Origin of the sequence: Bacteroides sp. AF34-31BH, from assembly GCF_003602795.1 — a bacterium.
Lineage (GTDB): Bacteria > Bacteroidota > Bacteroidia > Bacteroidales > Bacteroidaceae > Bacteroides > Bacteroides uniformis.
Genome location: NZ_QTLV01000010.1, coordinates 68,861 through 82,841, shown reverse-complemented (window position 1 = coordinate 82,841; position 13,981 = coordinate 68,861). Strand labels below are relative to the sequence as shown.

Genomic DNA, 13,981 nt, shown 5'->3' with positions numbered 1-13,981 from the left:
ACTTATAACTCACAAATAGCCATGGAACATCCCGAAAATAATGAAGCATATAAAGGCTTGGTTGTCAATGCAGGCATTGAGCAACCTTCATCGGTCAATCCTTACTTGAAGAACCGTCCTAGGCGGAAGAAACGCGAGCTTTCCGTATCAGACTATGTGGAGGGTATAGTGAAAGGTGATGTTACGGTACTCAGCCAGGCTGTAACACTGGTGGAAAGTGTGAAACCGGAGCACCAGGCTGTGGCGCAGGAGGTGATAGAGAAGTGTTTGCCCTATTCGGGCAACTCCGTCCGTGTGGGTATCAGTGGTGTGCCCGGTGCCGGTAAAAGTACCTCTATTGATGTATTTGGCTTGCATGTACTGGAGGAACACGGTGGCAAGTTGGCCGTTCTTGCCATTGACCCGAGCAGTGAACGCAGCAAAGGCAGTATTCTCGGTGATAAGACGCGTATGGAGAAGCTCTCCGTTCATCCCAAGTCCTTTATACGTCCCAGTCCCTCTGCCGGTTCGCTGGGTGGCGTGGCACGCAAGACGCGTGAAACGATTGTGCTTTGTGAGGCTGCCGGTTTCGACAAGATATTTGTAGAGACGGTAGGGGTGGGGCAGAGTGAGACTGCCGTACATTCTATGGTAGACTTCTTCCTGCTGATACAGCTGGCGGGTACGGGCGATGAGTTGCAAGGCATCAAACGCGGCATCATGGAAATGGCCGATGGCATTGTTATTAATAAGGCTGATGGCGACAATCTGGAGCGGGCCAGACTGGCAGCAACGCAGTTCCGTAATGCGCTGCACCTCTTCCCGGCTCCGGAGAGCGGTTGGACACCCCAAGTGCTGACTTATTCCGGTTTCTATAATCTTGGTGTAAAAGAAGTGTGGGATATGGTCTACAAATACATTGACTTTGTGAAAGATAACGGCTATTTTGAATACCGCCGCAATGAGCAAAGCAAATACTGGATGTATGAGACCATTAACGAACAGCTGCGCGACAGCTTCTACCACAATCCGCAGATTGAAGCGATGCTGACTGGCAAGGAAAAACAAGTGCTGCAAGGCAACTTGACTTCTTTTGTGGCTGCCAAGAACTTGCTGGACACCTATTTTGCAGAACTGAAGAAATAAGGGCATATCCCTTTCCCTGTATCGATGACTAAGGAAAACAATATGGAAGTGGCGCGGCGGTTTACCCGCCGCCTTCATGAACTCCCTTCTGAGGAGCTGGAGCTCATTGCCGGTTTGTTTGTACGCCGTGAGGTGCACAAAGGAGAACTGTTGATTAGTGAGAAAGATATAGCCAGGGATATTGTTTTCGTAGAGAAAGGACTGCTTCGCCAGTTCTATTTCAAAGAAGGCCGGGACATTACAGAGAACTTTGCCTGCGACGGTGACGGCGCTATGTGTATCGTCAGCCTTTTCACCGGACGCCGTAATTGCCTTCAGCTGGAATCCCTGGAGGAAGGCGTCATCTGGAGCATTTCGTATGCAGGGCTGGTCGAACTCTCTGAGCGCTATCTGCATATAGCCCGTCTGCTTCGTCATTTGTTGGAGGGGTCTTTAATGCTTTCCCAATATAAAGCAGACTCTTGGCGTTTCGAAACCTCACGCGAGCGGTATGCGCGTTTCGTCAGGGATTATCCGGAGATAGCCCGGCGTGCCTCAGTCAACCACATAGCATCTTATCTGTTAATGACTCCCGAGTCTCTGAGCCGGGTACGTGCCGGAGTACTGTGACGGTGGAACGGCTGTTTTATACGGCTTTCCCTTCTTTCTCGAAATCCTTGCGTGACTTGCTTTGTGTCACGATGTACACTCCCAGGAATACCAAGGCTATGGCTATTCCCTTTTCCAAATTGAACACTCCCAATCCTAAGATGATGGCAACGGTTGAGGCCACGATGGGCTGCATGTAGTTGTACATGCTCACCACAGTGGGGCGCAACAGCCTCTGCGCACTCATTATGAAGATATAGGCAAGGAAGCTTCCTCCCACAACCACATATCCCACTTGCAGCAGGGCGGCTGTAGATATTTCGCTCCACTGTATGGCAGCCACGTCGTGGTAAGAGAACGGGATGTAGCACATGGAGGCATAGACAAACATCCATTTGTTCAGGGTGATGGGAGAGTATTTCTGCGACAACCCCTTGAATACGGTCAGATAAATGGAGAAGCTGATTTGGGCGAGCAGGCAGAGAAGGTCTCCGATGAGGCTGCCATTGCCGGCACCGGTGGTCTGGCTGCTCATGATGAGTATGAATGCTCCCATAGCCCCTACAAAGATGCCCAGCACTTTCTTGTTGGTGACCGGTTCTTTCAGATAGATTGCAGCCACTATCATGGTGACGATGGGCAGCGTGGTTGTAACGATGGAGGCGTCTATGGGCGAAGTCATGGAGAGTCCGAAGATATAGACACCCTGATTGAATACCAGTGCGAAGAGTGCGGCGAAGAATATCTTCAGCATGTCCCGGTGGTCCACCTGCTCGCGCTTGCAGAACAAGGAGAGGAGCCAGAAGCAGGCAGCTGCGCCTACCATGCGGAATGTGGTTACTGACAACGCGGAAAACTCCACCAGAGCCGACTTGCCTATAGGTGCCATCAGGCCCCATAAGATATTTGCGGTAAGGGCGAACAGATGCCCTTGAATGTTCTTGTTCATACTCTTTTGTTCTTTGCGGGTGCAAAAGAACAACTATTTTCTGAAAAGAGAAAATCTTTCATTATATGATTTTTCTGGTTCATGGGCGTAGAAATAAGAGATTATCGTGTATATTTGCTTCTAATTAAAGCAAGAAACCATGGAAGTACAAGCCAATTACATCAAGCGTATCGAAATACACGGATTGTGGCATCGGTACGATATTGCCTGGGACCTGCGTCCTGACGTCAATATACTTTCCGGCATCAACGGAGTGGGGAAGACCACTATCCTGAACCGTTCGGTCAACTATCTGGAACAGACATCGGGTGAAGTGAAGAGTGACGAGAAGAACGGGGTACACGTCTACTTCGACAACCCCGCAGCCACCTTTATCCCCTATGATGTAATCCGCAGCTACGACCGTCCCCTTATCATGGGCGACTTTACGGCACGCATGGCCGATGCCAACGTGAAGTCGGAACTGGACTGGCAGCTCTATCTGCTCCAGCGCCGTTATCTGGACTATCAGGTGAACATCGGCAACAAGATGATAGAACTGCTCAGCGGTGATGAAGAGCAGCGTAGCCTGGCTCCCTCCCTTTCCCTCCCCAAGCGGAAGTTCCAGGATATGATTGACGAGCTTTTCAGCTATACCCATAAGACGATAGACCGCAAAAGCAACGACATCGTTTTCTATCAGAACGGTGAGCGCCTGCTGCCCTACAAGCTGTCTTCGGGCGAGAAGCAGATGCTGGTCATCCTGCTGACCGTGCTGGTGCGTGACGATGACCACTGCGTACTCTTCATGGACGAGCCGGAAGCCTCCCTGCACATCGAATGGCAGCAGAAGCTCATCGGCATGATACGCAACCTGAATCCCAATGTGCAGCTTATCCTCACCACCCATTCGCCCGCCGTCATCATGGAAGGCTGGCTGGATGCCGTCACCGAAGTCAGCGAAATCTCCTCCCTAATCCCTAATCCTTAATCCCTGCCCAAGTGTCCACTTCTTTAAAACATAACCTTACTTCCGCCTATCTGGATGCCGCCCGCAAGTTGTCTCCCAAGAGAGCACGAAGGCGCATAGTGGCGTATGTGGAGAGCTATGACGACATCGCTTTCTGGCGGACGCTGCTGTCCGAGTTCGAGAATGAGGAACGTTATTTTCAAGTGATGCTTCCCTCGGCCACCTCTCTGGCAAAGGGCAAGAAGATGGTGCTGATGAATACGTTGAACACATCGGAGCTGGGCCGCAGCCTGATAGCTTGTGTAGACAGCGACTACGACTTCCTGCTGCAAGGTGCCACCAAGGTGTCGCATAAGATAAACAAGAATCCCTATATCTTCCAGACTTATGGCTATGCCATCGAGAACTTCCACTGCTTTGCCGACAGTCTGCATGAAGTCTGTGTGCAGGCCACGCTGAACGACCGGCATATCCTGGACTTCCCCGCTTTTCTGAAGCGTTATTCTCAGATTGCCTATCCGCTGTTTCTGTGGAATGTCTGGTTCTACCGCCAGCACGACACACACACTTTCCCGATGTACGACTTCAACGCCTGCGTGCGTTTGCAAGAGATAAACCTGCGTCATCCTTACCGTAGTCTGGACGAGATGCAAAAGACGGTGTCGGCAAAGCTGTCCGGACTGCAAGCCCGTTTCCCCCGCTACATCGACCGGGTGGAGCAGCTGGGCACGGAGTTGGAACGTTTGGGACTGACTCCGGACAATACCTATCTTTATATCCAAGGACACCATATCATGGATTGTGTAGTGCTGAAAATCCTTATCCCGGTATGTACGGTGCTGCGTCGTGAACGCGAGCAGGAGATAAAGCGCCTGGCAGAGCATAACGAACAGTTCCGCAACGAACTGACGGGGTATGAGAACAGTCAGGTCAATGTATCCGTGATGCTGAAAAAAAACAGCGGCTACAAGAACCTTTATCTTTATCAGTGGTTGAAAGAAGACATTATGGAGTTCCTCGAGCGGGAGGAACAGTCGCGTAGATAAGATTGCCGTTATGATAAACATACGATTATGGAGATATTGAAGAAGATAGACGACCTTTTAATCGGGTGGGGCATATCCCCTTCCCGGGCTGATATGCTCGACCAATTCATTGCCTTCGCACTGATACTTGCCGTTGCTTTCCTGGCGGATGCCCTATGCCGGAAAATCCTGCTGAAGGTAGTGGCACAACTGGTGAAGAAGACCAAGGCTACGTGGGACGACATCGTATTCGACCGTAAAGTGATGGTGCACCTCAGCCGCATGGTGGCTCCCGTTATCATCTATCTGTTTGTTCCATTGGCATTTGTCGAAGTCGGTTCATCGGCAATGGATTTCATCCGGCGTATCTGCCTTATTTACATCATCATTACTTTCCTGAGTTTCGTTAACTCGTTCCTGAAGGCTGTTTACAGTGTATACAGTGAGAAGGAGCAATTTCGTGACCGCCCTTTAAAGGGGATGTTGCAAACCATGCAAGTCATCCTATGGCTGGTGGGCGGCATTGTGGTCGTGGGCGAACTGATAGGCCGCGACCCGCTTTCGCTGCTTGCCGGATTGGGTGCTTCGGCAGCCATCCTGATGCTGGTATTCAAGGATTCCATTATGGGCTTTGTCTCCGGTGTGCAGCTTTCGGCCAACGACATGCTGAAGGTGGGCGACTGGATTGAGATGCCCAAGTACGGTGCCAACGGTACGGTGATAGAGGTAACGTTGAACACCGTAAAAGTGCGCAACTGGGACAATACCATTACCACCATCCCTCCTTACCTGCTTGTCAGCGACTCCTTCCAGAACTGGCGCGGCATGCGCGAGAGCGGTGGGCGGCGAGTGAAGCGCAGTATCAATATCGACATGACCAGCGTCCGTTTCTGCACCCCGGAGATGCTGGCAAAATATCGCAAGATACAGCTACTGAAAGATTATGTGGAGCAGACGGAGGAAGTGATTGAAAAGTACAATGTGGAAAACGGCATCGATAACTCCATCCTCGTCAACGGACGCCGCCAGACCAATCTGGGTGTGTTCCGGGCGTATCTGACGGCTTATTTGAAAAGTCTTCCCGACGTAAACCAGGAACTGACCTGCATGGTGCGCCAACTCCAGCCTACCGACCGCGGTATCCCGATAGAGCTTTATTTCTTCTGTGCGCTGAAGGATTGGGTGCCCTATGAAGGGGTGCAGGCGGATGTGTTCGACCATGTGCTGGCAATCATCCCCGAATTCGATTTGCAGGTATTCCAGTCTCCGTCCGGCAGAGATTTCCAGCGGGTACTGCCTGCTGCTTCCGAAGAAAAAGGAGCTTGATTCCGATCATCAAAAAGGCCTATATCTATTGTATTTCTCATAGGGAGTCATTACCTTTGAACCCTATACTGAAAGGTCAGAACATCCCTATCTTTTCTCCCAAAACATCCCCATGTTTTGGGGTATTACATCCGGGTGTTTTGGGTGAAAACATCCCCATGTTTCGGGGCAATACATCCGGGTGTTTTAGGTATTCAGTCATATAGTGAAAGGTATTCGGTCACGGAGTCTTTACCGTAAGGTATAGGCTTTGTGTGCGTAGGCTGTAGATGTGTTTCACGCCGGGTGGGAATATCTTTCGTTTTTTTGCTAACCTAATTAAAAGAAAGATTGGTATGTCAATGAATTATGTGGTCCGCAAGAAGGTGGACAAGAGTGGAGACAAGGAAGTGGTGCGCTACTATGCGGCATCAAAAGTGCTTCAGCCTGAACCGGTGAGCAACGATGAACTTGCCAAGAGACTGGCTTTTGTCAGCTCCCTGCAGGTGGGCGATGCCCAGTCCGTGCTGGTGCAACTGCCGGATATTATAGCGGACTATCTGGCCAGTGGACGCACGGTGAACATCAAGGGACTTGGAAATTTTTTCCCCTCCATCACCAGCGAACCGGTGGAACGGATAGAGGACTGCACGGCAGATAAAGTGCGCATTTCGCGTATCTGCTTCAGGGCGGCAGGCAGTTTCATGCAGCGCGTTTGTCGTCGTCTGGACTTGTTCAGCTTTCAGGTTCAAGAATTGAAGAAGGAGCTGAAGAAGAAGTAAACGGTATTTTTAGTTTCTTTCTTGAAACAGCACGTACCCCTTGAAGCAGGAAAGGCATTCGAGGGGTACGCTGTTGAAGAAGTTGTGTGTTTTTTTATAGTCTTGTGAGTGCTTCTTTTTTTTTACTTCACCCAGCTTCCGTTCATCCAGCTGCATTCTTTCCTGATGTCCTCGAAAGAACTATAGCTCAGGTTGGCGTCCACCTTGTTGCTTGTCACGGCGATAAAGTCGGCATGGGTGTAGATGCCTTCTTTGCTGCTCAGCTCGGCGGTGAGGGTGATGTTGGTCAGTTTGGAAGTGCTGTTTTTCAGGGCGTTTTCGGTAAGGGCGGTTTCCACGGTCAGGGGCTGGCCTTTGCCGCAGACCTTGGCGTTGTCTATTTCCACTTCCGTGCCGGCACGCAGACGGATGCCTTGCTTGCTGTCGCCGTTGCCGACGAGGATGAGGTTCTTCAATACGGGGTGGGCAACGGGAGTGGCGGCGTTGTTGCTGCCGTTGTTGTCGCACTCCATCAGGCAGTCGCAGTCGTAGCCCAGTGTGGATTCGGCTTCTTGGTAAGCCACGAGGTTGGTGCCTTTGCCGTTCCAGCCTTCGGTCCAGTCGAAGGAGTCGTCGCTACAGCTTACGGCTACGAGGTTGCTCACGTTTACCGAGCCGCCGAAGAACTCAAAGCCGTCGTCGGAACCTTTGTAGGCTTGGCAGTGGTCCACGATGGTACCGTTGCCTACGCCGTAGAAAGAGATACCGTTGGCTTCGTGCTCTTCATCGAAGGCAAAGCCGGTGTATTCCAGACGAATGTATTGCAGCGTGCCCGAGTTGTCGGCATCATCGTTGCCGCCGTAAACGGCACCGCCTATTTCAGAACTTCCCTTGCCGCCTTCGGCATTGGTGTGGGCGCGTCCGCAGATGTGGATGCCTCCCCATGCGCCCGGCTCTTCTTTTTCGCTGGTCATTACGATGGGTTTGTCCGGCGTGCCTACGGCGTTGATTTTACCGCCCTGCTTCACGAGGATGTAGTCTGCGATGTCATCGTAGACGGCGATAATCTTCACGCCTTCCTCTATGTGGAGCGTGGCACCTTCTTCTACGATGTATTCGCCGCTCAGCTTGTAGGTGTTTCCGGCAGCCAGGGTCACGTCGGAGGTGATGGTACCTTTCAGTATCGTACCGTTTTCGATTTCATTGCCGTTTCCGTTGCCGCCGTTGCCGTCATTGTCGTTGTCGTCGTCGCTGCTGCAAGCGGTGAGGATAGACATTCCGGCTACAAAGGCCAGAGAGTAGAATTTCCATTTCATTGTTTTCATAATTCAATTGTTTTAGTTGTTATATCCAATTTATCTGTCTGTCATTCAGATTGATTCTCTTAAATCAGCTTGTTTGTCAAAGAGTGTTCTCCGTTCTCTTCAGGGGGAGGACGGGGGACTTTATAGGTTGTAGCTTATTCCCACCTCAAAGTTCGTTCCCTTGTGGTAGCGTTCCACTTCCATTTCCTGCCCCGTGGTGGGCACATCTTGCTTGAAGATGACATCGCGGTTCAGCAGGTCGTTCACTTGCAGCTTCAGGCTGAAGTGCTTGTTCAGGCTATATCCGGCGCTGAAGTTCAACGTGTGCAGCGTCTGTTGCCTGACATCGCCCAGACCCGACACGCCTACCGCATGGATGCGGCTGCCTTGCAGGTTGTAGAGCAGGGCGAGGTTGAGTTGCCTGTCTTCACCGAAGCGCGGCGAGTAGGTGAGGTCGGCATTGGCAAGTATGGGCGATGCGCCTTGCAGCGAACGTTCCTTGTTGGTGTAGGCACCGCCTTGGGGCAGCTTCACGTTGGTGTACATGTAACTGATGTTGGCGCCTAGGCGCAGGTCCTTGACGAGCCGTTTGCGCATCTCCAGCTCCACGCCGGCAGCCATGCCGTTGTCGGCATTCTTGAAGCTGTGCAGCGTGGCGCCGCCTTGCAGGTCTTGGATGCGTTCGATAGGGCTGTCGAGGTATTTGAAGTAGCCGGTCACGGAGAGCATGTCGCCGTCCTTGCCGAAGCGTTCGTAACGTAGGTCGAAGTTGTAGTTGTAACCGTTCTGCAACTCTTCGTTACCGCGGATTTGTGCCGAACCGTAGGACTCTTGGTAGAGGAAGGGTGCCATCTCGATGAACGAGGGACGGGTGACGGTGCGCGAGGCAGAGAAGCGGATGCTGTTGGTGGGGTTCACCGCATATTTCAGGTTCAGGGCGGGGAAGAGGTCGTTCTTGTCTAAATTGCGCCGACGGGAGTACCAGTCGCCGCCGTCGCTGGCGTAGCGCACCCATTGCTTGCTCATTTCGTAGCGCAGGCCGAGGTTCACCAAGAGAGCTTCGGTGGGATAGAAGTCGGTCAGCAGGTAGGCAGAGTAGATTTCGTTTCCGGCGCGGTAGCTGTCTTTGGGCTGCATCACACGCTGTACCACGATTTGTCCGTCGGCAATGTTCTGCTGGTTGAGGAAGCCGTCGGTGTTGTAGATGTCGGTGATGACGGGGTTCAGTTTGTTCAGGTTGTAGTAGAAGCGGGTAGCGCTGTAGTCGCGGTTCTTGTCCTTGTAGTTGAAGCCGAGCTTAAGGTGGCTGGTGTCGTTCCACTTCCAGCGCATGGCGAGGTTGGCATTCCACTCTTCTTCGTCCAGGCTGCCGAAGTAGCGCATAGTCTCTTGGCGGTTCAGTTTGAAGAGCCTGAGACTGCCGTCGTTGTCTTTGACGTACATCACTTGCCGTCGGTCGGGCTCTTCGCTGCCGGTCTTGCTGTACGAGCCTCCCCAGGTCAGTTGCCACCTGTCGCTCTTGCTGAAGTTATGGATTCCGTTCAGTTGATGGTTTTGCAGGGTGTATATGTGCATGATGTTGTTGCTGCCGGTCAGCTCGTGTCCTTCGGCATCAGTACCTTCGCGGCGTTGGTAGGTGTCGATGGCATTGCGGGCGTAGAAGAAAGTGTAGCCTATGCGGTCGCTCCGGCGCAAGGTGTAGCCCAGGTAGCCGAGGGCGGCGAGCTTCAGTTCCTGCGCAAAGCTGTCGTAGGAGAAGTCGTCCTGCACGGTGCCGGTGGCTTCGAGTGTCTTGTAGAAGGCATCTTCCATGTTTTGGTAGCCGTTGCTGGCGCTGAAGGAGGCAAGCAGGCTGAGTGTCTGGTTACCTATACCGAAGTTCTTTCCGAAACCGAGGTTTCCGCCCAGTTCGGGCAACGAGCTCTTCTTGCTGGCGGCAAAGGAGGTATCGAAGATATTGTGGGTCTTCACGTATTTGTCAAACTCCATCAAGGGCATGTCGAGGGCGGCCGCGTCTACGCCGGGTGTTTTCAAGAGCGAACCGCTGCGGTCCATCTGATAGCGGTCTTTGCCTAAGGTGTTGAACTTCCCGCCCGTGTTGAGGCTCAGTTGGAAGAAATCTTCCGGTATGTTTTCTTTGGTGCTGATGTTGATGTGCGCACCGCTGTAGTCGGCAAAGGCGGCTGCGTCATACACCTTGCTGACGGTGATGTTCTGTACGGTAGACGAGGGGAACAGGTCGAGCGGCACCAGCTTGTTGTCCGGGTTGGGCGAGGCGATGGGCAGTCCGTTCAGCGTGGTGGTGCTGTAGCGGTCGCCCAGTCCGCGGACGATAAGTTGTCCGGCGCTGGCGATGGAGATACCCGTTATTTTCTTTACTCCTTCTTCCACATTGCCGATGCCTTTGAGGGACATCTCTTTGGAACCGAGGTTCTCGATGGCGAGGGTCGCTTTTTGCCGTTCCATTTGCAAGGCACGTTCGCCTTCGAGGTTCTTCTTGGCGGTGACCTGCACTTCGCCCAGGGTTTGCGTGTCCGGCTCCATGTCGAAGTTCAGCACGGTTTCACCCTTTATCTCTACGGCATTTATCGTCATGTCTTTGTAGCCGATGTAACGGACGGTGAGGGTATAGGTCCCGTTTTTCAGCTCCAGTGTATAGTTACCATCCAAATCGGCGACGGCGCCTTGTGCCGTTCCGCTCACTTGCACGGTGGCTCCCGTCAGCGGTTCTTTGGTTTGTCGGTCGGTGATTGTCCCTTTGATGGTTCCCGCTGTGGCAGCCATGACGGAAAGTGTGAGGAATAAAATAAGGAAGAAAATCTTTCCCAAGTCTAATTTCATGCTCATCTCTTTTCTTTGTACGTTTTTTAATCCGCTGCAAAGATGAGGCAATGACATTACACCGGTGATACATGGAACATACGTTTCATTTTCAAATCTATTACGATTTGGTTACCGCACATTCTTCCGGATTGTTTGTTATCCTTATATATAGGCTGCTTGGGACGAAAAAGGTTTCTAATGGTTGCTTATTGGAGTTTTATGGCTATTTTTGTATCTCAAACCAATATTGATAAATATATGGCTGTTCATCGTGACGATAGTGAACGTTTCCGGCGCCTTTCCATTCTTGGCCGGATAGGTTGGTGGGAGGCTGATTTTTCTTCAAGGCAGTATCTCTGTTCCGAATATGTCTGTAAGTTGTTAGGCTTGGAAGGGGAATACCTGAGCTTTGAGGATTTCGGTAAAATGATACGCGAAGACTATCGGGCGCGTATCAGCCGGGAGTTCCTTGCCATTCAGAATATGGAGGTCTATGAACATACGTTTCCTATCTATTCTACTGAAGGAGTGGTCTGGGTCTACTCGCGCGTGGGGTATAAGGAGCATTTGCCGGATGGAACATTGAAGGCTTTCGGAGTGTTGCAGCGCGTAGAGATGCCGAAGGAGGAGGCTGCGAAGCAGGCTTTGCAAAGAGTGAACGATTTACTTTATCGGCAGACCTCAATATCCCATTCCCTATTCCGCTTCCTGAAAGACGAGGATATAAGTGCGGGCATTTACGACATACTGAAAGATATTCTTGATTTCTTTCGCGGCGGACGTGTCTATATATTCCAATATGATGAGAAGTGCCGGTACCAGAGCTGCACATACGAGGTGGTGGCTCCGGGAGTGGCTCCTGAGAAAGAAATGCTTCAGGGAGTCCAGGCTGACAGCTTGCCGTGGTGGACGTCACAGATTATGGCACAAAAGCCCGTTCTGCTGGAAACGCTGGGGCAACTGCCGGAGCACGCTTACGCCGAATATGAAATTCTGGCGAGACAGAATATAAAGTCCTTGATGGTAACTCCGCTGGTTGCCAATGACCAGGTGTGGGGATATATGGGCATTGATTTGGTAGACCGTACCCGAATGTGGACCAACGAGGATTACCAATGGTTTAGTTCGTTGGCAAATGTCATCAGCATTTGCATAGAGTTGCGCAAAACGAAGGATGAGGCTGTGCGCGAACGTACTTTCCTCAGCAACTTGTTCCGCTATATGCCTTTGGGGTATGTGCGGATGTCCATTGTCTGTGATGAAAAGGACAACCCCTACGGGTATTATGTGACAGATGCGAATTCTATCTTTGCCGATTTTCTAGGAAAACCCGCGTCGACGTTTATCGGCAAGACTGCCTCGTCCTTTTCAAGGGAGGCGGCCCCCAGGCTAGAATATCTGCTTGATATAGTGAACACCGGGACACATAAGGAAATGGACATGTGTTTTGAGCTCACCAACAAGCACTGCCACGTGGTGATATACTCTCCGGAAAAGAATGAAGTGGTGGCGTTATTCCTCGATACGACAGACTCGGTACAGACTCATCTGGCTTTGGACCATAGCGAAAAACTGTTCAAGAATATCTTTGCCAATATACCGGCCGGGGTGGAAATCTATGACAAAGACGGATTCCTGGTAGACATCAACAATAAGGATATGGAGATATTCGGGGTCCGTGACAAACAGGATGTCATTGGAGTGAACTTATTCGAGAACCCGAATGTGTCCGCCCAATTGGCAGAACGTATACAGACTGAGGATATGGTCGACTTTCGCCTGAATTATGCTTTCGACCGGACTGAAGGGTATTACTCCACTTCCAAACAGCCGAAGGATGTGATACATCTTTATACGAAAGTGAGCAAGGTGTATGACAGTAAAGGTAACTTTACCGGCTATGCCATGATTAACATCGACAATACGGAACGGATTGATGCCATGAGCCGTATCTGTGATTTCGAGAATTTCTTCCTGCTTATATCGGATTATGCGAAGGTAGGTTATGCCAAGCTGAATCTGCTCGACCGGAAAGGCTATGCCATCAAGCAATGGTATAAGAATATGGGAGAGGACGAGAATACCCAATTGGCGGATGTCGTGGGAATATACAGCAAGATGTACCCCAGTGACCGCAGGAGGATGCTTGATTTCTTCAGTAAGGCCCGTGTGGGCGAAGCCAAACATTTCCAGGGAGAGATGCGCATTGAACGTCCGGGCGAAAAGGGAAAATGGAACTGGGTACGTACCAATGTGGTTGTCAATCTGTTTGAACCGGAGAACGGACAAATAGAGCTGATAGGCGTCAACTATGACATTACGGAATTGAAGGAGACGGAGGCTATGCTGATTGAAGCCAAGGAGAAGGCAGAAACCGCCGACCGTCTGAAGAGTGCCTTCCTTGCCAATATGAGCCATGAGATACGTACGCCCCTGAATGCGATTGTCGGTTTCTCCAGTCTGATGGGAGAGACCGGGGACATGGAGGAAAAAAGGCAGTATATGGCGATTATTGAAGAAAACAATGACCTGCTGTTGCAGCTGATTTCCGACATACTGGATTTGTCCAAGATAGAGGCCGGGACATTTGACTTTGTGGAAAAAGAGCTGGACGTGAACATGCTGTGTGAGGACATCGTGCGCTTCATGAAGATGAAGGCCAAACCGGGTGTGGAAGTTCTCTTCGACCGTCATCTGCCGGAATGCCGGATTGTCAGTGACCGTAACCGTTTGAATCAGGTCATAGCCAACTTTGTCAACAATGCCATCAAGTTCACCACTGCGGGAAGTATACGTGTAGGATATGATAAGGTGGATGAAACTCATTTGCGTTTTTATGTGGCCGATACGGGCCTTGGCATTGAGCCGGAAATGCAGGCTCAGATATTCGACCGTTTTATAAAGCTGAATACGTTTGTGCATGGCACCGGCCTGGGGCTTTCTATCAGCAAGAGCATTATAGAGCAGTTGGGTGGCACAATCGGTGTGGACAGTGAACCGGGGAAAGGCTCATGCTTTTGGTTTGTGCTGCCGATTGTATAGTATGGAAATGTGCTAAAATACACACTCACCACAAATTATGCAGATTAACACAAGTCAAAGCTCTTGATTATCAGAACTTCTAAAGATAATTTGTGCCAATCTGTGTAATT

The 13,981-nt window shown here is 51.1% G+C and carries 10 protein-coding genes; 7 read left to right on the top strand and 3 right to left on the bottom strand.

Features of this window, described 5'->3' with window-relative positions; translation table 11 throughout:
* Nucleotides 1-21: 21 nt before the first annotated feature.
* Nucleotides 22-1,125: a methylmalonyl Co-A mutase-associated GTPase MeaB gene (meaB, locus tag DWZ67_RS14695; RefSeq protein ID WP_005824008.1), complete on the top strand. Its 1,104-nt coding sequence runs from the start codon at nt 22-24 to the stop codon at nt 1,123-1,125.
* A gap of 24 nt (nt 1,126-1,149) precedes the next feature.
* On the top strand, nt 1,150-1,734 hold the full coding sequence (locus DWZ67_RS14690) for a Crp/Fnr family transcriptional regulator (RefSeq protein WP_005824006.1): 585 nt from the start codon (nt 1,150-1,152) through the stop codon (nt 1,732-1,734).
* A gap of 16 nt (nt 1,735-1,750) precedes the next feature.
* Here DWZ67_RS14690 and DWZ67_RS14685 read toward each other — a convergent pair whose 3' ends face one another.
* A complete protein-coding gene (locus DWZ67_RS14685; RefSeq protein ID WP_008665644.1) occupies nt 1,751-2,662 on the bottom strand; it encodes a DMT family transporter in 912 nt (303 codons plus the stop codon).
* A 139-nt stretch (nt 2,663-2,801) separates the two neighbouring features.
* Between DWZ67_RS14685 and DWZ67_RS14680 the strand changes: the two genes are divergently transcribed.
* The 4 genes from DWZ67_RS14680 to DWZ67_RS14660 all read left to right on the top strand — a co-directional run bounded on the left by DWZ67_RS14680 (nt 2,802) and on the right by DWZ67_RS14660 (nt 6,723).
* A complete protein-coding gene (locus DWZ67_RS14680; protein ID WP_022402321.1) occupies nt 2,802-3,632 on the top strand; it encodes an AAA family ATPase in 831 nt (276 codons plus the stop codon).
* Between the two features lie 11 nt (nt 3,633-3,643).
* Nucleotides 3,644-4,657 (top strand): DUF4435 domain-containing protein, encoded by a 1,014-nt coding sequence (locus DWZ67_RS14675; RefSeq protein WP_120139181.1) that lies wholly within the window; start codon nt 3,644-3,646, stop codon nt 4,655-4,657.
* Nucleotides 4,658-4,684: 27 nt separating this feature from the next.
* A complete protein-coding gene (locus DWZ67_RS14670) occupies nt 4,685-5,962 on the top strand; it encodes a mechanosensitive ion channel family protein (RefSeq protein ID WP_009037162.1) in 1,278 nt (425 codons plus the stop codon).
* A 335-nt stretch (nt 5,963-6,297) separates the two neighbouring features.
* Nucleotides 6,298-6,723: a DNA-binding protein gene (locus DWZ67_RS14660; RefSeq protein WP_087332919.1), complete on the top strand. Its 426-nt coding sequence runs from the start codon at nt 6,298-6,300 to the stop codon at nt 6,721-6,723.
* Nucleotides 6,724-6,845: 122 nt separating this feature from the next.
* Here the strand turns inward: DWZ67_RS14660 and DWZ67_RS14655 are convergent, their stop codons facing one another.
* Entirely contained in the window at nt 6,846-8,027 is a 1,182-nt protein-coding gene (locus DWZ67_RS14655) for a hypothetical protein (protein WP_120139177.1), read from the bottom strand.
* Between the two features lie 120 nt (nt 8,028-8,147).
* Nucleotides 8,148-10,853 carry a TonB-dependent receptor gene (locus DWZ67_RS14650; protein ID WP_120139175.1) on the bottom strand — a complete coding sequence of 902 codons (2,706 nt, stop codon included), beginning with the start codon at nt 10,851-10,853 and terminating at the stop codon, nt 8,148-8,150.
* A 234-nt stretch (nt 10,854-11,087) separates the two neighbouring features.
* On the opposite strand from DWZ67_RS14650, the gene DWZ67_RS14645 reads away from it, so the two are divergent.
* Entirely contained in the window at nt 11,088-13,871 is a 2,784-nt protein-coding gene (locus tag DWZ67_RS14645; RefSeq protein WP_120139244.1) for an ATP-binding protein, read from the top strand.
* Nucleotides 13,872-13,981 lie beyond the last annotated feature (110 nt).

Bases quoted from the DNA above. Each gene is read 5' to 3' on its own strand.
- meaB (WP_005824008.1), top strand. From the start codon at position 22: ATGGAACATCCCGAAAATAATGAAGCATATAAAGGCTTGGTTGTCAAT.
- DWZ67_RS14690 (WP_005824006.1), top strand. From the start codon at position 1,150: ATGACTAAGGAAAACAATATGGAAGTGGCGCGGCGGTTTACCCGCCGC.
- DWZ67_RS14685 (WP_008665644.1), bottom strand. From the start codon at position 2,662: ATGAACAAGAACATTCAAGGGCATCTGTTCGCCCTTACCGCAAATATC.
- DWZ67_RS14680 (WP_022402321.1), top strand. From the start codon at position 2,802: ATGGAAGTACAAGCCAATTACATCAAGCGTATCGAAATACACGGATTG.
- DWZ67_RS14670 (WP_009037162.1), top strand. From the start codon at position 4,685: ATGGAGATATTGAAGAAGATAGACGACCTTTTAATCGGGTGGGGCATA.
- DWZ67_RS14660 (WP_087332919.1), top strand. From the start codon at position 6,298: ATGTCAATGAATTATGTGGTCCGCAAGAAGGTGGACAAGAGTGGAGAC.
- DWZ67_RS14655 (WP_120139177.1), bottom strand. From the start codon at position 8,027: ATGAAAACAATGAAATGGAAATTCTACTCTCTGGCCTTTGTAGCCGGA.
- DWZ67_RS14650 (WP_120139175.1), bottom strand. From the start codon at position 10,853: ATGAGCATGAAATTAGACTTGGGAAAGATTTTCTTCCTTATTTTATTC.
- DWZ67_RS14645 (WP_120139244.1), top strand. From the start codon at position 11,088: ATGGCTGTTCATCGTGACGATAGTGAACGTTTCCGGCGCCTTTCCATT.